This is a genomic window from Vibrio sp. HA2012, from assembly GCF_002812955.1.
Taxonomy (GTDB): domain Bacteria; phylum Pseudomonadota; class Gammaproteobacteria; order Enterobacterales; family Vibrionaceae; genus Vibrio.
Map to the genome: position 1 here is coordinate 50330 of NZ_PFXK01000004.1, position 25956 is coordinate 76285.

Below are 25956 nucleotides of genomic sequence, written 5' to 3' on the forward strand. Positions count from 1 at the left end.
CAAATTATATACAAGGCTCCTGCTGACATCGAATTCTATTTATTTAAGGCTTGTTGCATTTATTAAGTATGGTTCTTGGATTTCTTTATTTTCGGAGCTTAGAGTGGAACCTGGTGCAGAATTCTCAATTGGTAGGAATTCTCGCATAACGTCAGGAAGTGTTATCCATGTATATAAAGGTGCAAGACTATGTATAAAAGATAATGTATGGATTGGACCTTACAATATTATATATTGTCAAAAAGGTATAACTATTAATGAAAGGGTTAGAGTTTCTCATTTCTGTACAATTACAGATAATGACTATTATGTTTCAAATAAAACCGGCATCACGATAGACTTTTTGAGAAAACGTTGTAGTGAAATAGTTATTGGATCTAATTCATGGCTCTGCGCGAATGCAACAATCCTGCGAGGGGTTGTAGTAGAAGAAAACAGTATTGTGAAACCAGGAACATGCATAAAAAGAAAGAAATAATTATAATATCAGATTATGGCTTTGTTAATGGTGGAGCTGCGCGAGTCGCTGTAGACTCTGCAATTAGCATAGCTAATTCAGGAAAATTTAAAGTTACATTTATATGTGCAAAAATTGATGAGAAAACTAGAAAATATTTTGCTAGTAATAACGTAACGTTAATTTGTCTTTCTGTTGGTTCTAAATGGAAAGTTATTAGAGCTTTGAACTATATCTTTAACTTTAAAGCTTTTGTATTATTAAAACAGGTGTTAGCTAGCTATCCATTAGACTCGATAATCCATATACACACATACGTTAATGAGTTTACGTCTAGTATATTTCTTTCCATTCCTAGATTTTCCGATAGAAAGGTTTTCCTTACTGCACATGACTACTTTACCATTTGCCCAAATGGTGCTCATTATAATTTTAAAATACACAAACCATGTAAAATCAAAGGTGGAGGACTTCAGTGTTATCTAACTGGATGCGATAAGAGAAGTTGGCTTGAGGGAATCCTTAGAAGGATCAAGTTTAGTATCGAGAAAATTATATTTTTTTTTCGTATGCCTAAGTTTTTATCTATTTCAATAGTGTCAAAAAACAAGTTGCGATCTTTTGGCTATTGTTCACGTATTGTACTTAATCAGATATCTTTACCTATAGATGAAAAAATAAGTTCTTTTGAATCCAGATCTGGATTGCTGTATATTGGCAGGCTTGATGATGAAAAAGGTTATGATGCTCTTATAGAAGCTTGTTTGAGGTATCAAATACCTTTGAAAGTAGTTGGTGATATTAGGGGAAAGAAACTGCCTAAATCAGAGTTTATCGAGTTTATTGGTTGGTGTGATAAGGATACGGTTAGAGAACACATTAAAAAGGCAAGGGCAGTTATTATGCCTTCGGTATGGTATGAGTCTTTTGGCTTGGTTCCATTAGAAGCTGCCGCACATGGAACACCAGCTATTGTATCAAGAAGGTGTGGGGTAGCAGACTACTTCCCAGAGGAGTATGACTTATTTATTGAGCCTGAAACTTTTGAGCAGTTACCAGTACTTGTAAGTAGTCTTGATGACAAGACATTTTGGCTTCTTTGTTCAAAAACGTCTATGAATACGCTAGTGAATTATAAAGTTAGAGCTGAGAAAAGTATTAATGAATATGCTAGATATATATAGAAAGGGGCCAAGACCCAAAACGTCACCTACATTACTAACTATTTTATTATCGTTAGCGATTTGTTCACAAATAATAGAAAAGATTGTAGGATTTAATATATATCCAATGGCCTCATCTTTAGTAATCTTGTCTTTACTTTTAGTTTTTAAAGGTCTTTATATAAGACTTAATATCAGTTTGTTAATTGTTTTTTTTACGATATCAAGCCATTTTATTATTGCTTACGTTTTTAACCCCTGCGACTTTAACTTTAAGTATACTTTTTCCCTGTTTTTACTTTTGGTTGTTTTTATTGTCTACGATAGAGAAGATGTATTTTACGCATTTAGCGATCCTCTTCTTCACTATCTAATCGTGGGTCTAACAGTATTCTTTTTAATATTATCATTGTTAGGTTATAGTATTATTGATTTATTGGCCTATAAAACACGGAGTAAGATTGGTTTATACTCTGAATACTCTCATTTGGCAATATTTAGTTTACCTTCCGTCTTGTATCTATTTTTCGTGGGAAAAAGGCTCTATTCAATAGTCAGCTTTACAATAATAATGGGATTTGGATTTAGCTCAACCGCATTTGTTTTTTGTTTTATAGCTGCTAACTTGTTAATGTATGTTAGATTTGGATTTTTTTTACTATCTTTTAGTCTTCCATTAGTTACTCTTATAGTTGTTTTTATGGCATTTGCGTTAGGCATGCAGGACACAATCGCACGCGTTACCGGAATAATTGAAGCAGGTAGTAATATTCAAGATTCAGCCTTAAGTTCTATCGTTTGGTTGAATGGGTGGAGTATGCTTTATGACTACTTGGTCAACACAAATGGGCTTGGTGTGGGTATTAACAGAATGGGGTGTGGAGCGTTTTCTGAATATGGTTCTTATACAAAAGATATCGTGCGATTTTTAGGCATGCCACTTAATGTTAGTGATGGCTCCTTTGTGTCTTCAAAGATTATCTCTGAGTTTGGTATTTTAGGTTTTATTATAGTTGCATTTTTTCTCTTAAAGGTTAGGAATTTTTTGAGCAAAATTACCTTTACAGAATTAATATATGATAACACTGTTTCTTTTGGATTTGTGTGTTGTACTTCTATTTTAGTATTGTTATTTATTAGAGGAATGGGATATTTTAACTTTCCTTTTATAATGTGTATATGTTGGATGTTTTTTAGTAGAAAAGTCAAAAGGGTAACATAATATGAAGAAGTCCTTTATAACAGGCATTACCGGTCAGGATGGCTCTTACTTAGCTGAGTTTTTGATTGAAAAGGGATACGAGGTTCATGGCTTGGTTCGTCGCTCGTCTTCACTAAATACCAGTAGAATTGATTTGATAAAGCAAAATACAGACAACCTCCATCTGCATTATGGGGATCTTACTGATTCGGCAAATTTGATTCAGTTAATCGGTAAGATTCAACCTGACGAGATTTATAATCTTGGTGCTATGTCACATGTTGCGGTTTCTTTTGAATCTCCAGAGTATACAGCTGATGTTGATGCTATTGGAACATTGAGGTTGCTAGAGGCCATTCGTATCAATGGATTGGAGAAGAAAAGTAAATATTATCAAGCTTCAACTTCAGAATTATACGGATTAGTTCAAGAAGTGCCTCAGCGGGAAACTACTCCTTTCTATCCTCGTTCACCTTATGCCGTAGCAAAAATGTATGCTTACTGGATAACGGTCAACTATCGAGAATCATACGGTATTTATGGTTGTAACGGTATCTTATTTAACCATGAGTCACCAAGACGAGGTGAGACTTTTGTTACGCGTAAAATAACTAGAACCTTAGCGAATATATCCCAAGGGCTGGAGAATACATTAGAGTTAGGGAATTTAGATTCGCTTAGGGATTGGGGGCATGCTAAAGATTATGTGCGTATGCAATGGCTAATGTTGCAACAAGATAAACCAGAGGATTACGTTATTGCTACAGGTTACCAGATATCAGTGAGAGAGTTCGTAAAAATGTCTGCGAAAGAGTTGGGTATTGATCTAGAATTCCAAGGATCAGGCGTAGAAGAGGTCGGATTAGTGAGGTCAGTTGATCACTCAATCTCTCCAGAGGTTAAAGTTGGTGATGTGATCGTTAAAGTCAACGAGAAGTTTTTCCGCCCAGCTGAAGTGGATACATTATTGGGAGATCCAACCAAAGCTAAGAAAAATTTAGGTTGGATACCTGAAATTACAGTTGAAAAAATGTGCTCAGAGATGGTTGCCGAAGATTTGAAAAACGCAAAAAGGTCTCTAGTACTTAAAACCAACGGACTCGATCTACCTGTATCCTTAGAAATTTAGTGGAGTGTTATCCAATGAAGGTTTTCGTTGCAGGACATAATGGTATGGTTGGTAGTGCCATTTGCCGTATTTTGAGTAGACAACGCCAATTCGAACTATTAGTTCGAGACAAAACGGAATTAGACCTTTTAAGGCAAAGTGACGTTTTTGACTTTTTAACTGAAGAAAAACCCGATGTTGTTATTATTGCTGCGGCAAAGGTCGGTGGTATTTATGCAAATAGCCACTTTCCTGGAGAATTTATTTATAATAACCTTCAAATTCAAAATAACTTAATTCATGGCTCACATCTAGCTGATATTGATAGAGTTCTCTTCTTAGGGTCTTCTTGTATTTACCCTAAAATGGCCCAGCAGCCCATTAGAGAAGAATCCCTCCTCTCTGGGCCTCTTGAACCTACAAATGAGCCATATGCAATAGCAAAAATCGCCGGAATAAAAATGTGCGAAAGTTATAACCGCCAGTATGGTCGGGATTATCGAAGTGTGATGCCGACAAATCTTTATGGCCCGAATGATAACTTTCACCCCGAGAATAGCCATGTGGTTCCGGCTCTAATTCGTCGCTTTCATGAGGCTAAGCTTGAAAATCTACCATCTGTAAAGGTTTGGGGTTCTGGCACACCAAAGCGAGAGTTTCTTTTTGTTGATGATATGGCGTCTGCGTGCGTTCACTTGTTAGGCCTGCCTAAAGATAAGTATTATGATAGGCTTGATGATATGCAATCGCATATAAATGTAGGCTATGGCGAAGATATTAGTATAAAAAATGTTGCTAATATAATTAAGGAAATAGTAGGGTTTGAAGGTGAGATTGAGTTCGACAGTACTCAACCTGATGGCACTCCAAGGAAATTATTAGATTCCTCTTTGCTTAAAGGGAAAGGGTGGAAGCCAGAGGTATCATTAAGTGAAGGGCTTAGAATAACTTATGAATATTTTAAATCTAACGTATAAAGTAGTATATAAATGACTATTAAAGTACTGCAATTAGGTAAATACTACCCCCCTAATTGGGGGGGGATTGAGACTGTAACTTATAACTTGAACCATGTGTTATCGAGTAAAGACATCGAAGTTACAACTTTTGTATATGGTGATTCTAAACAAGAGGAAGTCGATGAGTCAATAAATCGATTCAATTATATACATGTCCATAGAACACCAATTAGTCTTTCTATGTTATTTAGTATAATTAAACATGTAAATGAATATGATTATATTATATTGCATGTACCTAACCCTTGGTCGATAATATCACTGTTGTTAGCTGGCTATAACGGAAAGATTATTATTTATTGGCATGCTGAGTCAAAAGGATATCCAATTCTTGAATACATGGTTAATTTTTTTCAGAATAAATTACTAAAAAGAGCTGATTATATATTTGGTGCGACATCTGCTCATTATAAGAATATGCCAAATTACGATTCGTTGTCAGATAAATGCCGGAAGTTCAGTTATCCTGTAAGTCGAAAATTGTATGATGTGTCTTTGAGTGAATCAGAAAAATATTTTGATTTTAGTGACGGGATTAAATTGTTAAATATAGGTAGGTTGGTTGATTATAAAGGTCAAGTATATTTAATTGAAGCAGTTAAAAAGTTACTCATTAAAGACTATGATATTTACTTAACTCTGGTTGGAAGTGGTCCGTTATATCAAGAATTGTGTAATCGAGTAAAAAAATATGGTCTTGAAGAAAGAGTTAAAATTAGACAAAACGTACCAATAGATGAGTTAGATATTGAACTTCAGAGCTCTCACATCTTCTGCTTTCCATCGATATCTGAACAGGAAATGTATGGAATGGCTCAGATAGAAGCGTATGCGTATGGTTTACCAGTAATTGCAACTGACATTAAGAAGTCGGGAGTTAGTGAAGTTGCTATTGCATCTGGAGCAGCTTTGATCAGTGAACCTAAAAATGTTGACGACCTAGTAGATAAAATTACTACTCTTGTCAATAGTAAATCAAAGCTCAACGAAATGAGTCGTAGTGGTAAGGTTTTTATACGTGGCTTTTCATATGAAAAGAAAAGAAACGAATTTCTTTCATTGCTTGGATTAACTTAAATTCTGGTAATATGTAATTGATTTACGAGTGCTTAAAACTAAACTAAAGAGCACCTGTCACTATGCAGAAAGCATAGAAAGAAAACCATACAAGGGGGTGGTGTGATGGTGGGGAGATACGCTGTAATTTTTGGTGCATCGGGACAAGATGGTTTTTTTTTATCCAAGCTATTGAAGAGTAAAGGTTATTTCGTTCACGGGGTGTCTAGGGGATATAGTGAATGTGATAATTCATACGTTGATAAATGGTCATGCTGGGATTACTGGAGTGAGACGCAACTTTGTGAGTTTATGGATTGGACAAACATAGACGAAGTCTATGTATTGGCCGGTCAATCTTCCGTAGGACGTTCATTTTATGAGCCTTCACAAACGATTTTTAGCTTTGTAATACCTTTAACTATGATCCTCGATGGAATAAGAAATAAGAACGTAAAAATACGTCTTTATAACGCTTGCTCTAGTGAGGTCTTCGGAAATACTCCTCTCGAAGGAGCAACAGAGGACTCACCAATGAATCCTGTTAGTCCTTATGGGGTGGCCAAAAAAACAACATCAGAATTAGTTAAGTTATACAGAAATGTTTACGAGCTATATTGTGTTAATGGTTATTTGTTTAATCATGAATCTAATATTAGACCAGAAACATTCTTTAGTAAAAAGCTAGTGAATTCAGCTAGAGCTATTAAGTTAGGAATTAGTTCACATGTAGAACTAGGGTGTTTGAATAAAATCAGGGATTGGGGTTGGGCGGAAGATTATGTTGTTCCTATGCACCTGATGTTAAATCAGGAGACGCCGGAGGATTATATTATATCTTCTGGAGAAGGACATAGTTTGTTTGAACTAGCTCAAGGAATTTTTAATTATTTTGACCTTGATCTTAGAGATTACTATGAACTGAATCTAGATTTTGTGAGGAAGGATGATATAGAAATTAGTGTTGGTAACCCTAGTAAAGCTCTTGTCAACCTTAATTGGGAAGCTAAATATAGCTTTAAAGATATAATTAAAAACTTGGTGTTAGATAATGAAGTTTAGTATAGTCATCCCAACATATAATAGTGAAGAGTTTATTTCTGAAACCCTTGATTCTTTGGTCGATCAAACATATAAAAACTTCGAGGTGATAATCTCGGATGGATTGTCAACAGATAACACATTAGCGATTGTAGATTCATATTCGAATAAACTTAATATTTTTGTTCGATCCTCCCAAGATATGGGAATGTACGATGCTTTAAATAAAGGTTTTGATTTGGCATGTGGCGATATATATTGTTATCTGAATAGTGATGATCTTTATGAAAACAACACTCTAGAAAGTGTTTGTGATTGTTTTTTGAAAAGTCCTAAGACAGAGTTTCTTTTTGGTAATATGTACATTTTTGGTAAGGACTATAAACAAAGAGTTATTTACCCACCATTAATTAGAACCTTTTTCAAAAATGTGAATTATAGCATGTTTGGTCAACCCAGTACATTTTGGAAGTCTGAGTTGTTTGTCGAAGTTGGAGGGTTTGATCCACAATTAAAAATGGCTGGAGACTATGATTTTTTTTGTAGGTGTTTAACTAGTGAAATTAGTCGATCTTCAAGTTGTTTATCTAGTTTCCGGATTCACGATAGCTCCTTAACCAGCAATTACAGAAATATTAGTGTTCAGGAAATGCAGGGTATCCGTCATAAATATTTCAATACAAAAACTAGAAACCCTTTTTTAGTTTTCTTGTCAGATCTCTACTTCAAAGTAAGTAATTTGCATAGCATTTGTATGCGAGTGAGACGTAGTTTAAAAAATAAATGATTTATGCAGGAAATATTATGTTATTACCCGTTATTATGGCTGGTGGTTCAGGCAGTCGATTGTGGCCGTTTTCACGTACTCATTATCCTAAGCAGTTCTTGTCGCTTTCGGGTGATATATCAATGTTGCAGCAAACCGTCTCCAGACTCGATGGTATTGAACACCTGCCGCCTTGTGTTATTTGTAATGAAGAGCACCGCTTTTTAGTGGCAGAACAATTACGTCAATCACAAACTAGCCATAGTGGAATTATTCTTGAACCGGTTGGACGTAATACCGCTCCGGCGATTGCGCTAGCGGCCTTAAAAGCGATGTCTGAAGGCAATGATCCTATGCTGCTAGTGTTAGCCGCTGACCATTTGATTAAAGATGTTGGCGCTTTTACCCGCTCTGTTGAACTGGCGGGTGCATTTGCCAAAAATGATAAGCTTGTGACCTTTGGTATCGTGCCACTATCTCCAGAAACCGGGTATGGCTATATTCGTCGGGGTGAGGTGACGACATCTGATGATGCATCAGCTTATATTGTTGATGCCTTTGTCGAAAAACCAGATTTAGCTACGGCTCAATCTTATCTTGCTACCCAAGCTTACTATTGGAACAGTGGTATGTTCTTGTTTAAAGCTTCGCGTTATCTCGATGAATTAGCTAAGCTTCGGCCTGATATTTTAACGGTTTGTAAAGCCTCGCTAGAGGCGGCAAAGAGAGATTTAGAATTTACTCGAGTGGATAAGCCAGTGTTTTTAAACTGTCCTGATGAGTCTATCGATTATGCAGTGATGGAAAACACCTCCGATGCTATAGTAGTTCCGATGGATGCAGGCTGGAGTGATGTCGGCTCATGGTCTTCTTTATGGGAAGTTAGCGATAAAGATGCTGACGGTAATGTACTGCTAGGTGATGTGATTGCAGATAATTCCCAAAATTGCTACATATCAGCTCCAGAGCGTTTAGTCGCGGCGGTTGGGGTGGAAGATTTAGTGATTGTTGATACTAAAGATGCACTATTGGTTGCGCATAAAGACAACGTCCAGGATGTCAAAAATGTGGTTAGTGAATTGAAATATTGCGACCGAAGTGAGTTTTTGGAGCATCGAGAGATTTATCGGCCTTGGGGTAAACATGACCACGTTGCCGAAGGTTCTCGTTATCATGTGAAAAAAGTGACAGTTAAGCCTGGTGAAAAAACTGCGATGCAAATCCATTACCATCGGGCTGAACACTGGATAGTTGTTTCTGGTACTGCAAGAGTTCATAGGGGTGAAGGCTCACAAATCGTCTCTGAAGATGAATCTATCTATATTAGAATTGGAGAGCAACACGCTATCGAAAATCCAGGGAAAATACCTTTAGTGATCATCGAAGTAAGAACTGGGGGGTATTTGGAAGAGGATGATGTTATTCGTATTGGCCAAATTGGTGAAGGTTATTAAAATATTTAAGGCGTTATGATGTTACTTAATACTAATCAAGAAATTCAAACCTCCGGTATCCAGTTTGGCACCAGTGGAGCGCGTGGATTGGTTACGCAATTTACTTCGAATGTTTGTGCAGCCTTTGTGCATGCATTTATCAGCAGCATTACTGCTGATTTTGACTTCAAGCAAGTGGCGATTGCGATTGATAACCGACCAAGCAGTCTGGCGATGGCTCAGGCGTGCATTCAGGCAGTGAAAGATCGCGGATTAACGCCGATTTATTACGGTGTGATCCCAACACCCGCACTGGCGTATACTGCAATGCAAGACAATATTCCTTGCATCATGGTTACTGGCAGCCACATTCCGTTTGATCGTAATGGTTTAAAATTCTATCGCCCCGATAGCGAAATTACTAAAGCCGATGAACTGGCTATTTTAAGTGCCGATGTTGAGTTTACGTCTGTGACCAACTTGCCCGAATTGGAAGCAGATAATAAAGCCGCACAGCAATATATTGAACGCTATGTCAGCTTGTTTGATGCAAAAACTTTGACGGGTAAGCGTATTGGTATTTATGAGCACTCCAGTGCTGGACGCGATCTCTATCCCGATATTTTTGGTGCGCTGGGTGCGGAAGTTATCGCGATCGAGCGCAGCGATGAGTTTGTTCCGATTGATACCGAAGCGGTATCTGACGGTGATAAAGCTAAGGCTAAAATCTGGTCACTAGAACACGATTTAGATTTCATTTTCTCAACCGATGGTGATGGTGACCGTCCACTCGTTGCGGATGAAAATGGTGAGTGGCTGCGTGGTGATATTCTTGGACTTTTGTGTGCTAAAGCGATGGATATTGAAGCACTGGCGATTCCGGTAAGTAGTAATACCGCAATTAAAGTTTCTCCGGATTTTTCTCATGTTTCCCTGACTAGAATTGGTTCTCCGTATGTGATTGCTGAGTTTGAGCAATTGGCGAAAACCTACCAGTCAATCGCAGGTTTTGAAGCTAATGGTGGTTTTTTGTTGGGAAGCGATGTTTTGGTTAATGGTAAGATGTTAAAATCTTTGCCGACTCGTGATGCCGTGTTACCTGCGCTGATGGTGTTGTTCGCGGGCTTATTGGATGGGATTGCACCACTAGTGAGTGAAGTTTCTACACGCTTTACCGACAGTGATCGCGTGCAGAATTTTGCTACAGAAAAGAGTCGTGAAATTTTGGCTAAAGCTGAAGGTAAAGAAAGTCAGCTACTTGAACTATTGGGTTATGATGTTGAGGTGACTACGGTTGATACCACTGATGGCTTGCGTATGACGCTAGACAATGGTGATATTATTCACCTAAGACCGTCAGGTAATGCCCCAGAGCTGCGTTGCTATGCGGAATCGGATTCTGTAGACAAAGCCAAACAGTTGGTGGTAACGGTATTAACGCGAATTCAGCAGTTGGAGTTATCGCTTCTCTAATGTTGATGGCGAGCCCAATAGTGTGACCTATTGGGCGGCGAAAGCTGCCACTGTTACTGCCTGAAAATAAAGAAAACATCCGTACTGTCTCACTTTTTGGGGTATGTCCGGAAGGGCGAATATTTAGTTTTGTGTCTCAGGAAAATCGTCTTAGTTCCATGCTGGCAGGGTATGGCTAGCTAGTCGTTCATCAAGCTAGTGTCTGATTGGTGAGCCAGCGAATGAAATAGGGGGAAATCACTAGTGGCATTGATCTGTATGGCAAAATCGGGAGTGTTTTTAGTTTGAACAGAATTCAAACCTCGTTGATATCAAAACAACTTAAACTGGGTAAGGAGCGCGTTGTAGAGCAGTGTAACGGCTACTGCCAGAAGTCGCTGTAGCCGAAAGAACATTCAGTTATGTTTTTTAACATCATTCAAAGTTACCGCCAAAAAATCGAAGGTCAAACATACGTTGGCAGATATTATTCTGTTATCCATTCGCACTGTATCTTCTGTCTTGGTTGATTGGGAATGCATCTGTGATTTTGTCATATCTGCGAATAGCGCTTGCGGCGTTTTTCAAGCTAGTTGTCACGACTTGCTTAATTATCAAGCAGCTTCTTTTTCTGGGTTCAGATGAACCTCTCCGATCGGCTCACAGTTCCTGATTTTCCCTGACCAGCGTTCTGGTTTTTTCTGGCGATGTTCCATCAACACCTTTGTCCGATGTTCCAAGATTTGCTTGTCTTTTCCACTATGGCGCTCTGATGGTGTGACAAAGTTTAAGCAACTATGTTTGTGTTCGGTGTTATACCAGACAACGAATTCAGCCACCCAAGCTCGACATACGTCTAGGCCACTAAATCCTTTCGATGGCCAATTCGGCACATATTTCAATGTGCGGAATAAGGATTCCACATACGGATTGTCATCGCTGACTCGTGGGCGACTGTAGGACGAGATAATACCCAGTTCTTCCATCTTGGGTTTGAACGTCAATGATTTCATTGGAGCGCCATTATCTGAATGCAGAACCAGAGACTGATTGAAGCATTGCTCTCGCATCAAGGTTCGTTGCAGTAACTGAGCTGCCAACTTTCCGCACTCTCGGTCATAGACGTCATACCCAACGATTTTTCGGCTATAAATATCTTCGATCATGTAGAGATAATAATGCTGACCACAAACCCCAGACGGCATATACGTAATATCCCAAGTGAAAACCTGATTCGGCCCTGTAGCGGTGTAACTTGTTGGTCTCGATGACTTTTTCCGACTACGTTGGCGACCTCGACGACTGAGCTGACCTTCTGCTTTCAAAACCCGATAAAAGCTCGATTCCGATGCAATATATTCACCTTTATCCAGCAAGGTTGGGACGATTTGACTCGGTGGTAAACTCGCGTATTCAGGTGCGTTACTGACTTCAACAATCAACTGCCTTTCTTGCTTCGAGAGCTTGTTTACTGGCTCTGGTCGTGTCGCTATCGGCCTTTGATCTTCCTGTATTTCACCGCTCTGATACCAGCGACGGTAAGTCCGTAAATCGATCTCAGCTTCATGACAGGCATTCTCCAATCGACAGCCATTTTGTCGAGCCTCATGGATGAGTGCAATCAAACTTTGCCTTTCATCGGTTGAGGTTAATCGTCCTCGGGTTCTTCCCCGTAAAAGGCTCTGAGCTTTTTTCTCAGCACCAGAAGCGCGGTGGTTTCTGCCAGCGCTTTTTCTTTGTAACGGAGTTCTTTCTTCAACTCTTTTATTTCATGTTTGTCCGCTTTTGCCTGTTTCTTGGCTTCCGCTTCTCGTTCTTTTTGAGTCATGAAGCCGTGCATACATTCGCTGCGCCACTCTTTGATCTGCTCAGGGTAAAGCCCCTTTTCACGACAATACTGACTTAACTCATGCTCTGTCATGGAAAAGGTTTCAGCAACCACTGCTAACTTAGTTTGGGCTGACCACTGATCGTAGGAAGTATTACTATCTGGCACAACGGCTCCTGACTGTCTTAATGCGTTACGCCAATTGTACAGGGTTGCTTCACTGATGCCTTCTTCTTTTGCTACTTCCGCCACTGAACGAGAGTATGGAGGTAATAGCTTTTTCAATATTGCTTCTTTTCTTTCCTGCGGATAACGAGACATGACTTACTCTGTTACCGCCCCTAACTGGTTAAATTTTAACAGTGACAACTATCCTGCCAGAGGGGGCTTGTTAGAAAGGTAACTATTCACTCACGATAAGCTTATCTAAATAACTGGTAGCCGCATACTCCTGAACCTAATCGGTGCTTTATCACTGGAAAACATTGGTGCAACAGTCACTGAGGCAGGGCAAGGGGCTTCGTAATCTTGCCCTAATATATAAATATATTAAAATGTCAGGAATAAAACAATCTAAAATGTTTATCAGGGAACTAGCCGCTGATAAAATGCTAATGATTTAAAAAAATACAATACATTAAAAATAATGGCTATTTGGTTAATTTCCTCAATATACTTGTGATGCGCCAAATATAATTCAGTGATAGTGTGTAAATAATAAAACATAGTATAAAGCTATAAAACATAATGCTTTCACTAATATTGTATATTTCGCCTAGTATACCCAATGCTGCAAATAATGCTGCAATCAATATAATTGCTATTAGTGTTAGGTATGAGCTTAATCCTAATCTTTGAAATATATGGTGTAGATGTTCTCGATCTGGTTTAAATGGAGAATCACCACGGCGTATACGGCGAATCATAATCGCGGCCATATCCATCAGTGGTACAGCAATCAGCCATAGTGCTGTAACAGGGCGGAGGGGGGGAGTTTTACCATTTTGGCTAGAAAGTAATAAGAGCCAAATTACAGTAAAGCCGATTAGCATGCTACCGGCATCACCCATGAATACTTTATGTTTTTTGCCTAATATCCCTAAATTTAACAGGATGTAAGGAAGGGTAATGACGACCATGACCAGACAGACATATGCAATATTTAGTTGTCCATCATGAGTAAGCAGAACCCCTAGTCCAACAAATGTTACAATAGAAAGTCCACCTAAAAGACCATCTATACCATCTACCATGTTAAATGCATTAATAGCCCCCATAACTGCCAATATTGTAATGACGTAGCCAAACCAACCTAGGGTTATTTCTCCTGAACCAACAATATTTCCTATGGTATGAAGTTCAATATTTCCTATTTTCATCATTATGATAGAAAGTCCGGCTTGGACGATAAAACGAATTTTAAAACTGATATCAAATTTGTCATCCAATGCGCCGACGATCACCAATATAACAATACAAGCGATATAGATGGGTGTATTGGGAATGATTGTTGGGTTATTAAATAAGAAGTAAAGTAACGACAGACAGATAGAGATACCACCAACTAATGGTATTGCACCATTGTGTAATTTTCGAGCATTTGGTCTGTCAACTAAGTCAATTCGTTGAGCCAATTTACGCAAGAAAAATAAGCTAGTCAAAGAGAAGAAAAACAAAAAAGCCAAATTGACAATGGTAGTAAACACAAGTTCTATGCCTGTTGTTATAGTGATAAGGTGATTTTAAAACAAATTAGTTTTAGTATAAAGCTAGCAAAGACTTATTATCGGGTAAATTTCGGTCTTTTTAAGATCGTTGTCACGGGTTGCTTCTTCTTTGAGCAATCATTTTTATAAATATGTCAGTATGTTGACTGTAACAAAGGATCCATTGCGTCGTGTCAGAACAACCCCCTCAAAAAACAAACTATTTTCCTGCTCAGCAGGTACCTGATTTTTATCGTGGTGGCGAGATAGATCTTCGTGATCTGTTTAAAGCGTTATGGCAAGGCAAGTGGGTTGTCTTGATTACAACTGCGTTATTTGCTATTGGAGCGGCGGTGTTTGCGTTTAGCCAGCCGAATATCTATCAAGCTCAGGCCTCTTTTGTGCTTAACAATAATATTTATGGCCTTGAAGAGTCTGAAAAACCGGTTTTATCACCTAAGATCCTGACCGGGAAACTGATTAAAGGGGTGATTGCATCTCAGGTTGACGCTGATGAGTCATTATTACGTGGGATTAGTATCGCTTTTGATAAGTGGGAGCAGTTAATTACGGTGTCTAAAACATCCGCTTCTCCGGATGAGGCATTTCAGAGTGTCGAGCTGGTTTATCAGAATCTGAACGCCATTCTTAAACAGGTTATGCTGGCTGGCGTTTCGTCGGCGGTGGATTCAGCGGCTTCGCTGGAAAATGCTCATGTGTCGGGGAAGGTGCAGGAATCGGTTGCGGAAATTTATGCTCAGCAGCTTTATAAAAAAGCGGTTCTGGAGAATCCGAGTTCTGAACTGATTCAGGTGGTAAGTCCTCCGGTTAAACCGACGTCGCATATTAAACCTAAGCGTGCTCTGATCTGTGTGTTAGGCACATTGCTGGGCGGTATGCTCGGTGTGGCGATGGTGCTGATTCGCTTTGCGTTTCGCCGGGAAGAGTAGTAGCTGGTGGGGATCTAAAGTCACTAAGCTGATGTTTGTTAGGCTAACGAACGTCAGCTTAAAATTTGTTATTAAAATATGAGATGGGGATGTGATTTGTTTATTAATCTAATGTACCCAGTCTTCGAATATCAGCCCTTCCACACGGCTACATTCCCTTGTATTGTTGGTGACGACTACGCAGCCTGTAGCGATCGCATGACCGGCAATGGAGCTATCGTTATTACCGATAGGGGTTCCTTTAGCCATAAGCTGCTTTCTCACCTGTATCGTCGAATCTACGGCCGCTCTGTCCCAAGGTAATACTTCTTCTACACGTTTTAGGAACTCAGTCACTAATACCGCATGTTTCGGAGATGCTTTCTTGCCTAGCAAACCAACTTGCATTTCCTGATAAGTGATCGCGGAAATCACTACTCTATGCTGCTGATTAACGACCGACTGCAGCTTTTTCAGGACAGAAACAGGTTGTTCTCTCATGATAAATGAACAGATACAAGTATCTAACATATAAGTGATTTTCTTAGTCAAAATTAAACCGTCCTTCATCTGTTATGACATCTTCACGTTCAGTCATAAAATCAGAATCCGCTTTCTCTTGGCTGGCAAAAGAAAGCCAATCAGGACGAACCGGACGCAGGGTAATCACATCCCCTTCTTTATGGATTTCAAGCTCATTGACTCCATCGAACTCTAAATCTTTTGGCAAGCGTACCGCCTGATTCTTTCCGTTTTTAAATATAGATACGGTTCTCATCACATCCTCTCTTTAAAGGCATATGCTTAACATATGTCTAGTGTAGGCTGTGTGCAACATATGTCAAGCATATGTCAAGCATATGTCAAGCATATGTATTGGAGTGTGTGTTTTCTAACTGATTTATTTATTGAGTAAAAGTTATAACCCTGCTGTTTAGTGCTGCACAACTTTTGCTCTAAAGTTGTGTATATTGTTGTGTATGTGTATGATGTAAACATACGAAATGGAGGGCCGAATATGCAAACTGAAACATTACACCGCAAGCAATATTTAGTTAGTGATTCCAATATAGCAAAGCTAGAAGACATAACTAAACGTAAGAACATTTCCGCAGCCGAGGCGGTTCGTTCTGCAATTGAGGCTTATGACCCAGACAAGCCAAAAGAAGATGAATTTACACGCGAAGCGATTCAGTTCTTAGCTGATCACCTTGCTGCCGCTATCAAAGATACCAGAGATAGCAATGAGAAAATTGAATCACTATTAGATAAGCTAGGAGAACAAGAATAATGGCAGTATCAGGAATCATGGGGATTTTGAAAGATGTTCTAACGCTGACAGATGAAGTAAAGAGACTTAACAGCAACACAACGAGACTTGCTGATAAAGTGGATGGAATTGATAAACGTCTGGTTAGAATTGAAACCTTGGCAGAGGTTGCCAAGGTACAAGCCGCGATGGCTTTACCTAAAAGAGATTAACCCATGGTCACCGTTACGGTGGCTTAATTTCATCACAAGCATGTAGCCAAAAGATAGGCAAGACCCTGAGGTCAAATAACCACGGATACCGAGGAAGTGTATGGGAACTCAGGATAAAACCACGTATTATGGCCTTATTGATTGTATTTATTGAACATAAATATTCTTTGGGTAATGTCAGGATAATATATGGACAAGGCTAAAATTGCTCAAACTTTGCAACAGTTGGCCGGTGAAAAGGTAGTGCTCGGGTATCTGTTTGGATCGTATGCTCATGGAAGGGAAAATGAGCACAGTGATATTGATGTAGCAATATTGCCTTCTAAACCGATGGCACATGCACAGGTGTGGGAGTTGGCACAAAAACTGGCGATTTCGATAGGAAAAGATGTCGATGTGATTAACCTGATGGAATGCAATACGGTACTTAGAATGCAGGTTATCCAGCAGGGGATTTTGCTGTTTGATTTACAGAATAAGGCACCGATGTTTGAAACGGACACCTATCGTATGTATCAGGATTTGCAGTTCAGCCGTCAGGATAATTTGGCTGCATTTAAACAACGTTGGGTCAAATAGAATATAATATATGCGGAGTAGCTATGGATGATGTTCTGATTAATAAAATCACGATTATTGAACGTTGTTTACAGCGTATAGCGGAAGAATATCAAGGTGACAGCGATGATTTTCGACGTAATTTCACTAAGCAGGATTCGGTGATCTTAAATTTGCAGCGTGCGTGTGAGGCCTCTATTGATATTGCAAACCGCTGTCTGAAACTGAATCAGGGCCCGGTTCCTCAAAGTAGCAGGGATTCATTTGTCCAGTTACAGGTGATGGGAATACTGACTTCGGAACAGTCTGTCGCGATGCAAAAAATGGTGGGGCTGCGTAATATTGCTGTGCATGATTATCAAAACCTTAACTTGGATATTGTGATTGCAGTCGTTGAGCAGCATCTTGATGATTTTCGTACGTTTGTTCGGCAAATCAGTCTATGTCTGTTTGAGTAAGCAGTCTTCTTAGAAGGACAGGGATAGGCCATCAGTTCAGAGTTGATGGCCTTTTTCTGGGTCTGCGCCACAGTGGGGGATTTGTAGAATGGCGTTACTCTTTATCCAGAATAAATAACCCATTCGGGTTGAATTCCAGATACGCGTGCTGGTGACTGTTGCAGTTATACCGGGCGGAGTTGAGTTGCAATAGCAGCTCTTGTTCATGCCAGTTTACGGTGACCTCATACATTGATCCCATATACGCTGATTTTATGATCTCACAAGCCTGGCTGTCCTCCCCCTGCGTTTGCAGGGTGATGGCTTCCGGCCGTATGCCGATCTGGTATTCTCCGTTTGTTTTACCCTGGGTTATCTCTGCTGATGCGGGAATGACGTAACCATTGATGCGAATGGCGTCATCCTGCAGATAACCGGAAAACATATTGGCTTCCCCCATAAAATTGGCCATAAACATCGACTGTGGCGATTTATACAGCTCCTGAGGGGAGCCTATTTGCATAATATCCCCATTTTTCATAACGATAACCGTATCTGATACCGCAAAGGCTTCAGCCTGATCGTGGGTAACGTAGAGCGATGTAATATCAAACCGTTGTTGCAGTTCGCGGATGGTTTCACGCATGCTGCGGCGTAAGTTAGCATCCAGATTACTGAGCGGTTCATCAAACAGCAGTACTTTGGGTTTCAGTACCAGAGCCCGGGCCAGCGCCACTCGTTGTTGTTGACCACCGGAAATTTGATCCACAAAGCGCTCGCCCATGCCTTCCAGATCAACAATCTTTAATGCCTCGTCTACCCGCTGGCGGATCTCGTCTTTCGGCAGTTTGAGCATGCTTAAACCGTATGCGACGTTTTCGTACAGCGACATGTGCGGAAACAGCGCATAAGACTGGAACACCATACAGATATCGCGTTGCTGGATAGAACGCTCCGTCACGTCCTCACCATCAATAAAAATCTGCCCGCTGGTGGGCTTCTCCAGCCCGGCCACAAGGCGCAGTACTGTGGTTTTTCCGCATCCGGAAGGGCCGAGCAGGGTGACTAAGCTGCCTTTTTTAATCTCAAGATCCAGATTGCCGATGACAGTATTGTTGCCAAAACGCTTACAAATATTTTTCAGTACCACAAAATTTTGTTTTTCCATTATCGGCTCTCCTAGGAATCCTGATTGGTGGCTTTCGACCGGGAAACACGCGCTTCACCGACCAGCAAATCAAATAACAATATGATGGCTAACATCACAACAATGAGTACGGAACCGTAAGCGATAGCGATGCCGTATTCACCGTCTTCAACGCGATTAAGAATGTACGAGGTTGCCACCCGGGTTTCCGGCGTGACCAGAAAGATAATGGCGCTGACGGTCGTCATGGCGCGGACGAAACTGTAAACCAGTGTCGATAAGATCGCCGGGCGTAATAACGGCAGAATGATATGCCGAATGGTTTGTAGTGAACTGGCTCGCAGACTGAGTGACGCTTCATCCAGCGATTTGTCCAACTGACCCAGCCCGGCAATGCCGGAACGGATCCCGACCGGAACGTTACGCATCACCATCGAGATCACCACAATGGCGGCGGTGCCGGTCAGGTAAATCGGTGCATCGTTAAAGGCTAAGATATAAGACACACCCGCAACGGTACCCGGTACGGCGAAACAGAGCATGGTTGAAAACTCAATCACTTTTTTGCCATAGAACTGTTGCCGAACCACGACATAGGCAATTAACAGGCCGAAGAGGGCGGTAACCGGGGCGGCCACACCGGCATAGATCATGGTGGTGATCAGCGATGGCCAGGCACCGTCAGAGAGTCCGTTGCCAAACAGATTCATGTAGTTGTGCAGGGTCAGCGTGTAGTCTACTCCCCAGTTTTTGGTAAAACTGCCGAAGAAGATGCTGCCATAGAGCAGAACGTTGAAGGCCATCCAGAAATACAGAATGATGGTGACCCCTAACTTGAGGGAAGACGGCATTTCCTGTACGTCGCCACGGTAGGCTTTACCGGAAATAGTGACGTAGGAGCGCTGTCCAATCCAGAGATACTGCACAATGAAAATGGTCAGTGAGAAAATCAGCAGGACGGAACCTAAGGTACTGGCTGAAGCATAATCCAGCTGTGCCCCTGCAATGTAGAAGTAGATCTGGGTGGCTAATACGTCGAAACTGCCGCCCAGAACCAGCGGGTTACTGAAATCAGCCAGCGACTGTACAAAAATAATCAGAAACGAGTTGGCCAGAGCCGGTTTCAGCAGCGGCATGATAATGCGGAAAAACGTTTGATAGCGGTTGGCCTTGAGGGTGTAAGACGCTTCTTCCAGAGAAGGGTGCAGCGATTTGAGTGCACCATCCAATATCATAAACGACATGGGGGCAAAGGCCAGCACCTGAGCCAGCCAGATACCGGTAAAGCCGTACAGCCAGTTGGTCTTTTGCAGTCCAAACCAACTGACCATCAGTTCGGTGATGTAGCCGGAACGACCCAGCATCAGCGTGACTCCGAGTCCGACGATAAAAGGCGGGGTGACAATCGGCAGGATAGAAAAGATACGGGCAATAAAGGCTGAACGCTGAGCAATACGCGTTGTATAAATCGCAAAAATCAGACCAAAGAAGGTTGCTCCGACCCCGACAGCGATACCAAGTACGATGGAGTTACGGATCACCGACACGGTATGAGACTGGAAGAGGATATCTAAAAACTGCCAGGCCACCCAGTTTCCCATCTCATCCTTAAACATGGGCAGAAAAATAGCGACGCTGGGGAAAATAATAAAAATAACGATCAGGAGAATAATGCTGATCAGTGAACCAATCACAAAGTGATCGCCACCGAGGTATTCCAGACGGGCAAATGCCATGGTCATGATGGCGCCAAGAGTGATAAACAGCAGGATCGTTGAATAACCCAGCCCTCTGTGGGATAGCCAGGCGGTTAAGAGGATCACCAGCATGCAGAATGCTGTGTAGCCGATATCGAAATAATGGCGTCTTTTATGTTGCATTCCCAATGGTGTGAATGGGCGGATAATGAGCAGCAGGGGCAAGCTGAACCATAGCCAGGAGATATTGACCCCGCTCCAGCCCATTGCTGCATAGAATTCATCGGAGGTGGATTCAAACAGACCGTAATCAAGGGAAAAGGACGGTAGAAGAATAAAGCTGAACAGCATGACACCGAGCCAGTAAAACACCACGTCAATACGGCGCTGCTGGCGTGCAATGTTCAGAGCCTGAAGTTGCTCGTTCATAGTAAAACCTTAAATTTGAGTCGCACTTAACCTGCCCGATCAATCGTTCAGGCTAAGTGTCAGGAGCGTAGAACCGCCACATCGTGGCGGTGACATTCAATCCGGGTTAATTACCCATTTTGACCTCGTTGACCCATTTCGTGATCAAACGTTTACGTTCATCGGATGAACCGTAGGTTTCCATATCGTAGTTGATCAAATTCAGATCTTTCGGGTTGAGCGCATTGGGGGATTGTTCTGCCAGGGTGTTGGTCAGGATCTGGAACGATTGTCCTTTCTTCCATGCCAGTTCCTGTCCTTCTTTAGACAGAACCCAGTCCATAAACAGCTTGGCATTATCCAGGTTACGAGCCCCTTTAATTATACTGACACCACCAATCTCATAGCCGGTGCCTTCGCAGGGAGAAATCAGCTCTAGCGGGGCTCCTTTTGACTGTTCCAGTGAGTAATCGTGTAAGAAACCGATGCCAATGGCTATCTCTCCGCGCGCGGAGTTACGGGATGGGGTGACCCCGGATTTGGTGTATTGGGATACGTTTTTATCCAGCTCTTTGAAATATTCGAATGCGGTCGGTTCATCCCACAACTGAATAAAAGTCGCTAAAGCGGTATAGGCGGTTCCGGAACTTTGCGGATCCGCTATCTGGATTTCACCCTTATATTCAGGTTTGGTGAGATCGCTCCAGCAACGTGGGACAGGCAGGTTCTTTTGTGCCAGACGTTCAGTGTTGACACCAAAGCCTAAGATACCCATATAAACGGCTGAAGAGTAGTTGCCTTTACGTTTTGCCGGATCACGGAATTTTTCGATAATGTTCTCAAGCTGTGGTGACTGATAAGCCTGAAGCAGGTCCATTTCACCGCCTTGAGATTGCGGATCAAGGGTGCCGCCGTACCAGATATCGGCACGCGGGTTATTTTTCTCGGCATCAATCTTGGCCAGAGTACTGCCGGATCCGTTGCGCACAAAGGATGTTTTAACGTCATACTTCTCTGCAAAGGCTTGTGTTTCTGCTTCACACATCGCGTTAGTCGCACTGCAGTACACAACCAGTCGTCCTTCTGCCTGTGCGACAGGCGCTGCGATAACCGAACCAAGAATACTCAATGCGAGTAGCGTACGTTTTGCTTTAATCATAGCGTTTCCCTCTTTATTGATGCTCCCTCGGATCCCCTGCATTCAGAGAGGCTATTAAGCGGAGCACTGTCACGTTATTGGGTGGTTTTTACTTTGTTGCTTTGGTCTTACCGTATTACTCTGTTGTCAGCTCATCACCGTTGGTGGCTTGCTGAGCTTCTTTTATAAAGGGCAGTAGCTGTAAACTGATCACAGCTGCTGCCGCAGTAATCAGGCTGAAGAAACCTTCCCAGCCCCAGATTTCAATAACCAGCGACATCGGATAGCTGGCAAGTGCCGCGCCCAGATAACTGAATAAACCGATAAATCCTGTTGCTGTTCCGGCTAAGTCTTTTCTGGCACACTCTGCGGCTGCCATTCCGATCATCATCTGCGGGCCAAACACGAAAAAACCGACACAGAAAAAACAGCCCGCCAGAAACCAGATGTGATCAATCGGGGTTAACCATAATGCCGCGACTGAGATAAAAATCCCGAGGGCAAATATCAGGTTCATCGGCGCCCGGTTGCCACGAAAATAGTAATCCGACCCCCATCCGGCACACAGTGACCCTAAAAAACCACCAACTTCAAACAGGGATACCGCTGTATTGGCACTGAGTATGTTGTAAGCGTGCCGTTCAACCAGATATAGCGCTCCCCAGTCGTTGATGCCGGTTCTGACGATATACACCAGCAAGTAAGATCCGCATAACAGCCAGATATAACGGTTGCTGAGTACATAGCGATAAACCGCTTTATTAAATGCCAGCTCTTGGCCTTCTTTTTCGTGCTTCAGTTCCAGCTCATCATGACGCCACTGTCCGACGGAAGGTAACCCTATCTGTGTGGGCTTTTCCTGAATGCGAAAGCAGAGCCAGCCCCCGGTTACGATGGCAATACAGCCGGGCAGGATAAAGCCATAGCGCCAGCCGAAGGTCAGGCTGACAAAGCCGATAACGACCGGAATGAGTGCTCCGCTCAGGTTGTGGCTGGTGTTCCATACTGACCACCAGAATCCGCGTTCACTGCGTGAATACCAATGGGTTAATATCTTGGCACAAGCCGGCCATCCCCAACCCTGAAAAAAAGCATTCGCCAACCAGAGCAGGGTAAACGCGAACAGCGACGAACTTAAGCCAAAGGCGATATTGATAAGACCGGTAGCGATGAGTCCCAGCCCCATAAAATAACGGGAAGGAGAGCGGTCAATCATGATGCCTGAAATAAATTTGGAGGCACCGTAGGTTAAATAAAACAGTGTCCCCAAAAGGCCGAAGTCGGAATAACTCATGCCTAAATCTGCCAGCATCTCCGGCAGTGCGAAATTTAAACTCTTACGGGTGAGATAGAAAACGCCGTAACCCACATACATAGAGATCATCAGATGAATGCGCCAGTAACGATAGGCCTGATGGGTATCGCTCTCTTGTGCCGGTGTCTGCGTCATACTTATCTGTCCTTATTTGCACTGAGTCTAGAGAAAGGTCGGCGTAAAAACATGAGAAGGTGTTTTATTCATCTAGGAATTTTTCCTAATTTGGGACGGGGTTTTACGCTTTTGTGGCTGAGTTAACACTTGCAGCATGGGCAACGGTTGTGATGAGGCTAACGATTGTGATGCGATCAACGATAGCCGATGGGGAACCGGTGCCGGTCAGGTCTGGGTGGTCGGTAAATGCACAATAACCCGGGTGCCCGTATCCGGAAGATGGGGAGCCGAAACGAGTAAATTGCCGCCCAATGCCGATACCCGCTCTGTTAGCCCTTTTAATCCCTGACCGCGAATTCGCCAATCTTCGGGTAAACCTATGCCGTTGTCTTTCACTTCGAGTACCATGTCCCGGCCAGGTAAGAGACTGATATGGATCTCTGTGGCGGCGGCATGTTTGGCGATATTATTGAGCAGTTCTTGCAGGATACGAAACAGTGTGACGCTGGTGGTATCGTCTAATTTCTGCTGTTTTATCCCCATATTCAGCCGCACTTCGACGCCTTGTTCGACAAAGCGCATCTCCTGAACTAACTGGCGAATCGCATGCTCAAGCCCCAGTTCATCCAGAATATGCGGCCGCAACTGTTTTAACAATTGACGGGTAGAGGTATGAATACGGCTGGCCAGAGACTGGATCGTGGTCGCTGTTTGTCTGATCTGTTCGTTATCGGTTAAGCGTTCTGCCAGCGTAGACTGTATCTGGATTGCGGTGATGTTCTGGCCGATTTCATCATGCAGTTCGCGGGCGATGGATTTGCGGATCTGCTCTTCAAGTGACACCAGTTGCCGGGCGAGCTGCTGTTTTTCACTCAGTTCGGTGGCTAAACGAGAGTTAACCTCCTGCACCAGTTGCGACAACCGGTGCTGGCGGCTGATGGCGATGCCTAACCCTAATCCGACTAAGCCAATACTGGACATAAAGATCATCAGTTCCTGATTGGAACCGAAGGCACCGCTGACCTGCTTGGCGGTGGTCAGTAAAATGCAATTGATGCTGGTGGCCAGCACACCTCCCTGCCAGCCGTAGCGGTAAGCAAGGAAAAGCGTCGGAAACATGATAAGCAGCAGTGCAAAGGGCTTCATCTGCTCCAGCAGGGTGAGTTCGGCCAGTAAGCCCAGCCCGAAAAAGAACAGGCACCAGATCAGCATCTTTGGCCGCAGCCTGACGTCATGATGGATAAGCTGAGGCGTCAGCGGAGCCCAGATTTGCTGTCGCAGGTAGTCAGTGACCAGATAGAGAAGCGGCGCTAATACGATCCCTCCGGTAAGAGAAGCTATCAGCAACGAAATAATGGCGTGGTTGTCGATGTTCAAAGGCTTGCCCAGCAGAACAAATGTGACCCCGATAAGGACACTGTGCAGCATAATCAGGGCAACGATCAGGAGCAGCCGTTGCCAGTAGAGTGTCAGATTCTGCCAGCGTTGACGGACAAATAATGTAGCAGACCAGCTTACAAAAGGCAGCAACAGCAACAGGGTATCTGACTGGGTGGGAATAAAATAAATAATGGCACCGGCCAGAAGCAGGTCACTGCTGATAAATACCGCAGCATAGCCGGGTCTGGTCAGCAGATAAGCGGCCAGACGCAGACCGGTCGGAAACAATAAATAGGCTTGTACCGGGGTTTGGCTTAAATACTGACTGATATTCCACAGGCTAAACTGGCTGATGCTGTAGAGAACAAAGCTGAACGTTAAGGGAAAAAGCCGTTTTGCCATTGTTTACTGGCCTTCTGCTATTATTTATTGGCCTTCTGCCAGCAGGTGGTGCTGCAAGGCAAAGCGGATTAAGTCTACGTTGTTGGCAAGGTTGAGTTTGCTGAGTATGTTTGCGCGGTGTACATGTACGGTTTTATGACTGAGGAACAGTGCTTGCGCGATATCCTTCACCTCTTTTCCCTGAATTAACAGATCGAAGATTTCTACTTCACGTTTGGTGAGTTCGCTCAGTGCATTCTGACTGTTGGGGTTGCTTAGGTTAATTAAGGCATCGGCGCATAAATAACGTTTACCGGCTGCTACGGTACGAATCGCGGTTGCCAGCTCACTGGGGCCGCAGCGCTTGGACAGGTAGCCTTGCGCCCCGGCATCTAAGGCTTTTTTTACAAAAGAAGCGGAATCGTAAATACTGAGTATGATCGCTTTAAATGCCGGATCATGCTGATGCAGTCGTTCCAGCAGGCTTAATCCGTTTTCATCCGGCATTGAGATATCAATAATTGCGACATCAACCGGTGTGTTGACTAAGCCGCGAAAGGCGTCTTTTGCCGTATCAAACTCGCCGCTTACCGTCATATCCTGTTCCAGATTGAGTAACTGAGCAAAACCTGAACGGACAATCGTATGGTCGTCGATTAAAGCAATCGTTATCATGGATACCTGCATAAGCCATTGTTGTCAGGCTATTAATTTAGCAGCTATTGAACCGGCTTATC

25 protein-coding genes and 1 pseudogene are annotated in these 25956 nt (G+C 42.5%); 16 read left to right on the forward strand and 10 right to left on the reverse strand.

The genetic code is table 11. The features are described 5' to 3' along the window. The first annotated feature begins 103 nt into the window (after positions 1-103). From CSW98_RS08795 to CSW98_RS08840, 10 genes are all read left to right on the forward strand, one after another. Entirely contained in the window at positions 104-478 is a 375-nt protein-coding gene (locus CSW98_RS08795) for an acyltransferase (RefSeq protein WP_157810370.1), read from the forward strand. Next, on the forward strand, positions 457-1641 hold the full coding sequence (locus CSW98_RS08800; RefSeq protein ID WP_157810371.1) for a glycosyltransferase family 4 protein: 1185 nt from the start codon (positions 457-459) through the stop codon (positions 1639-1641). Before CSW98_RS08795 ends, CSW98_RS08800 begins: the two co-directional genes overlap by 22 nt. Further along, positions 1619-2842 carry a hypothetical protein gene (locus CSW98_RS08805; RefSeq protein ID WP_100800119.1) on the forward strand — a complete coding sequence of 408 codons (1224 nt, stop codon included), beginning with the start codon at positions 1619-1621 and terminating at the stop codon, positions 2840-2842. Before CSW98_RS08800 ends, CSW98_RS08805 begins: the two co-directional genes overlap by 23 nt. 1 nt (position 2843) lies before the next feature. Next, positions 2844-3950 (forward strand): GDP-mannose 4,6-dehydratase, encoded by a 1107-nt coding sequence (gene gmd / locus CSW98_RS08810; protein WP_100800120.1) that lies wholly within the window; start codon positions 2844-2846, stop codon positions 3948-3950. A 14-nt stretch (positions 3951-3964) separates the two neighbouring features. After that, complete coding sequence (locus CSW98_RS08815; protein ID WP_100800121.1) at positions 3965-4906, forward strand: GDP-L-fucose synthase family protein; 942 nt, start codon at positions 3965-3967, stop codon at positions 4904-4906. 12 nt (positions 4907-4918) lie between these two features. Further along, a complete protein-coding gene (locus CSW98_RS08820) occupies positions 4919-6025 on the forward strand; it encodes a glycosyltransferase (protein ID WP_100800122.1) in 1107 nt (368 codons plus the stop codon). 105 nt (positions 6026-6130) lie between these two features. Continuing rightward, positions 6131-7066: a GDP-mannose 4,6-dehydratase gene (locus tag CSW98_RS08825; protein WP_100800123.1), complete on the forward strand. Its 936-nt coding sequence runs from the start codon at positions 6131-6133 to the stop codon at positions 7064-7066. After that, positions 7056-7832, forward strand: coding sequence for a glycosyltransferase family 2 protein (locus tag CSW98_RS08830; RefSeq protein WP_100800124.1), 777 nt, complete (start codon positions 7056-7058; stop codon positions 7830-7832). Before CSW98_RS08825 ends, CSW98_RS08830 begins: the two co-directional genes overlap by 11 nt. 17 nt (positions 7833-7849) lie before the next feature. After that, positions 7850-9265, forward strand: a complete 1416-nt coding sequence (locus tag CSW98_RS08835; RefSeq protein WP_100800125.1) for a mannose-1-phosphate guanylyltransferase/mannose-6-phosphate isomerase — start codon at positions 7850-7852, stop codon at positions 9263-9265. A 15-nt stretch (positions 9266-9280) separates the two neighbouring features. Further along, positions 9281-10717, forward strand: a complete 1437-nt coding sequence (locus CSW98_RS08840) for a phosphomannomutase (protein ID WP_100800126.1) — start codon at positions 9281-9283, stop codon at positions 10715-10717. Positions 10718-11310: 593 nt separating this feature from the next. On the opposite strand, the gene CSW98_RS08845 is transcribed toward CSW98_RS08840, so the two are convergent. Beyond that, positions 11311-12845, reverse strand: a protein-coding gene (locus CSW98_RS08845) for an IS3 family transposase (RefSeq protein WP_443083659.1) whose coding sequence is annotated in 2 segments (ribosomal slippage) — positions 11311-12392 and positions 12392-12845 — 1536 coding nt in all. Because the reading frame shifts where the segments join, the coding sequence is not laid out codon by codon here. Between the two features lie 329 nt (positions 12846-13174). Next, positions 13175-14230: a UDP-N-acetylglucosamine--undecaprenyl-phosphate N-acetylglucosaminephosphotransferase gene (wecA, locus tag CSW98_RS08850; RefSeq protein ID WP_100800128.1), complete on the reverse strand. Its 1056-nt coding sequence runs from the start codon at positions 14228-14230 to the stop codon at positions 13175-13177. A 191-nt stretch (positions 14231-14421) separates the two neighbouring features. Between wecA and CSW98_RS17890 the strand changes: the two are divergent. After that, positions 14422-14622 (forward strand): annotated as a pseudogene (locus tag CSW98_RS17890) (Wzz/FepE/Etk N-terminal domain-containing protein); the annotation flags it as partial. 96 nt (positions 14623-14718) lie between these two features. Further along, a complete protein-coding gene (locus tag CSW98_RS17895; protein WP_443083662.1) occupies positions 14719-15180 on the forward strand; it encodes a GNVR domain-containing protein in 462 nt (153 codons plus the stop codon). A gap of 108 nt (positions 15181-15288) precedes the next feature. Here the strand turns inward: CSW98_RS17895 and CSW98_RS08865 are convergent, their stop codons facing one another. Beyond that, a complete protein-coding gene (locus CSW98_RS08865) occupies positions 15289-15690 on the reverse strand; it encodes a type II toxin-antitoxin system VapC family toxin (protein WP_100800129.1) in 402 nt (133 codons plus the stop codon). Between the two features lie 13 nt (positions 15691-15703). Beyond that, a complete protein-coding gene (gene vapB, locus CSW98_RS08870) occupies positions 15704-15937 on the reverse strand; it encodes a type II toxin-antitoxin system VapB family antitoxin (RefSeq protein ID WP_100800130.1) in 234 nt (77 codons plus the stop codon). Positions 15938-16177: 240 nt separating this feature from the next. Between vapB and CSW98_RS08875 the strand changes: the two genes are divergently transcribed. The 4 genes from CSW98_RS08875 to hepT all read left to right on the forward strand — a co-directional run bounded on the left by CSW98_RS08875 (position 16178) and on the right by hepT (position 17657). Further along, positions 16178-16450 carry a hypothetical protein gene (locus CSW98_RS08875; RefSeq protein WP_100800131.1) on the forward strand — a complete coding sequence of 91 codons (273 nt, stop codon included), beginning with the start codon at positions 16178-16180 and terminating at the stop codon, positions 16448-16450. Next, positions 16450-16641, forward strand: a complete 192-nt coding sequence (locus tag CSW98_RS08880; RefSeq protein ID WP_100800132.1) for a hypothetical protein — start codon at positions 16450-16452, stop codon at positions 16639-16641. The genes CSW98_RS08875 and CSW98_RS08880 overlap by 1 nt, the downstream gene beginning before the upstream one ends. Before the next feature lie 189 nt (positions 16642-16830). Next, entirely contained in the window at positions 16831-17220 is a 390-nt protein-coding gene (gene mntA / locus CSW98_RS08885; RefSeq protein ID WP_100800133.1) for a type VII toxin-antitoxin system MntA family adenylyltransferase antitoxin, read from the forward strand. A 23-nt stretch (positions 17221-17243) separates the two neighbouring features. Continuing rightward, entirely contained in the window at positions 17244-17657 is a 414-nt protein-coding gene (hepT, locus tag CSW98_RS08890; protein WP_100800134.1) for a type VII toxin-antitoxin system HepT family RNase toxin, read from the forward strand. A gap of 94 nt (positions 17658-17751) precedes the next feature. Here the strand turns inward: hepT and fbpC are convergent, their stop codons facing one another. From fbpC to CSW98_RS08920, 6 genes are all read right to left on the reverse strand, one after another. After that, a complete protein-coding gene (gene fbpC, locus CSW98_RS08895; RefSeq protein WP_100800135.1) occupies positions 17752-18804 on the reverse strand; it encodes a ferric ABC transporter ATP-binding protein in 1053 nt (350 codons plus the stop codon). Positions 18805-18815: 11 nt separating this feature from the next. Further along, on the reverse strand, positions 18816-20909 hold the full coding sequence (locus CSW98_RS08900) for an ABC transporter permease (protein ID WP_100800136.1): 2094 nt from the start codon (positions 20907-20909) through the stop codon (positions 18816-18818). A gap of 106 nt (positions 20910-21015) precedes the next feature. Further along, the gene (locus CSW98_RS08905) at positions 21016-22047 is read right to left on the reverse strand and encodes an ABC transporter substrate-binding protein (protein WP_100800137.1); all 1032 of its coding nucleotides are present in this window, start codon (positions 22045-22047) and stop codon (positions 21016-21018) included. A gap of 115 nt (positions 22048-22162) precedes the next feature. Then, entirely contained in the window at positions 22163-23476 is a 1314-nt protein-coding gene (gene uhpC, locus CSW98_RS08910) for an MFS transporter family glucose-6-phosphate receptor UhpC (protein WP_100800138.1), read from the reverse strand. A gap of 207 nt (positions 23477-23683) precedes the next feature. Then, entirely contained in the window at positions 23684-25240 is a 1557-nt protein-coding gene (gene uhpB, locus CSW98_RS08915; protein ID WP_100800139.1) for a signal transduction histidine-protein kinase/phosphatase UhpB, read from the reverse strand. Positions 25241-25264: 24 nt separating this feature from the next. Continuing rightward, a complete protein-coding gene (locus CSW98_RS08920; RefSeq protein WP_100800140.1) occupies positions 25265-25894 on the reverse strand; it encodes a response regulator transcription factor in 630 nt (209 codons plus the stop codon). Positions 25895-25956: the final 62 nt, after the last annotated feature.

Bases quoted from the DNA above. Each gene is read 5' to 3' on its own strand.
- CSW98_RS08880 (WP_100800132.1), top strand. From the start codon at position 16,450: ATGGCAGTATCAGGAATCATGGGGATTTTGAAAGATGTTCTAACGCTG.
- mntA (WP_100800133.1), top strand. From the start codon at position 16,831: ATGGACAAGGCTAAAATTGCTCAAACTTTGCAACAGTTGGCCGGTGAA.
- CSW98_RS08820 (WP_100800122.1), top strand. From the start codon at position 4,919: ATGACTATTAAAGTACTGCAATTAGGTAAATACTACCCCCCTAATTGG.
- CSW98_RS08905 (WP_100800137.1), bottom strand. From the start codon at position 22,047: ATGATTAAAGCAAAACGTACGCTACTCGCATTGAGTATTCTTGGTTCG.
- CSW98_RS08805 (WP_100800119.1), top strand. From the start codon at position 1,619: ATGAATATGCTAGATATATATAGAAAGGGGCCAAGACCCAAAACGTCA.
- CSW98_RS08920 (WP_100800140.1), bottom strand. From the start codon at position 25,894: ATGATAACGATTGCTTTAATCGACGACCATACGATTGTCCGTTCAGGT.
- CSW98_RS08865 (WP_100800129.1), bottom strand. From the start codon at position 15,690: ATGTTAGATACTTGTATCTGTTCATTTATCATGAGAGAACAACCTGTT.
- fbpC (WP_100800135.1), bottom strand. From the start codon at position 18,804: ATGGAAAAACAAAATTTTGTGGTACTGAAAAATATTTGTAAGCGTTTT.
- CSW98_RS08815 (WP_100800121.1), top strand. From the start codon at position 3,965: ATGAAGGTTTTCGTTGCAGGACATAATGGTATGGTTGGTAGTGCCATT.
- CSW98_RS08875 (WP_100800131.1), top strand. From the start codon at position 16,178: ATGCAAACTGAAACATTACACCGCAAGCAATATTTAGTTAGTGATTCC.
- CSW98_RS08800 (WP_157810371.1), top strand. From the start codon at position 457: ATGCATAAAAAGAAAGAAATAATTATAATATCAGATTATGGCTTTGTT.
- uhpB (WP_100800139.1), bottom strand. From the start codon at position 25,240: ATGGCAAAACGGCTTTTTCCCTTAACGTTCAGCTTTGTTCTCTACAGC.
- CSW98_RS08835 (WP_100800125.1), top strand. From the start codon at position 7,850: ATGTTATTACCCGTTATTATGGCTGGTGGTTCAGGCAGTCGATTGTGG.
- CSW98_RS08825 (WP_100800123.1), top strand. From the start codon at position 6,131: ATGGTGGGGAGATACGCTGTAATTTTTGGTGCATCGGGACAAGATGGT.
- CSW98_RS08830 (WP_100800124.1), top strand. From the start codon at position 7,056: ATGAAGTTTAGTATAGTCATCCCAACATATAATAGTGAAGAGTTTATT.
- CSW98_RS08900 (WP_100800136.1), bottom strand. From the start codon at position 20,909: ATGAACGAGCAACTTCAGGCTCTGAACATTGCACGCCAGCAGCGCCGT.
- CSW98_RS08840 (WP_100800126.1), top strand. From the start codon at position 9,281: ATGATGTTACTTAATACTAATCAAGAAATTCAAACCTCCGGTATCCAG.
- vapB (WP_100800130.1), bottom strand. From the start codon at position 15,937: ATGAGAACCGTATCTATATTTAAAAACGGAAAGAATCAGGCGGTACGC.
- gmd (WP_100800120.1), top strand. From the start codon at position 2,844: ATGAAGAAGTCCTTTATAACAGGCATTACCGGTCAGGATGGCTCTTAC.
- hepT (WP_100800134.1), top strand. From the start codon at position 17,244: ATGGATGATGTTCTGATTAATAAAATCACGATTATTGAACGTTGTTTA.
- uhpC (WP_100800138.1), bottom strand. From the start codon at position 23,476: ATGACGCAGACACCGGCACAAGAGAGCGATACCCATCAGGCCTATCGT.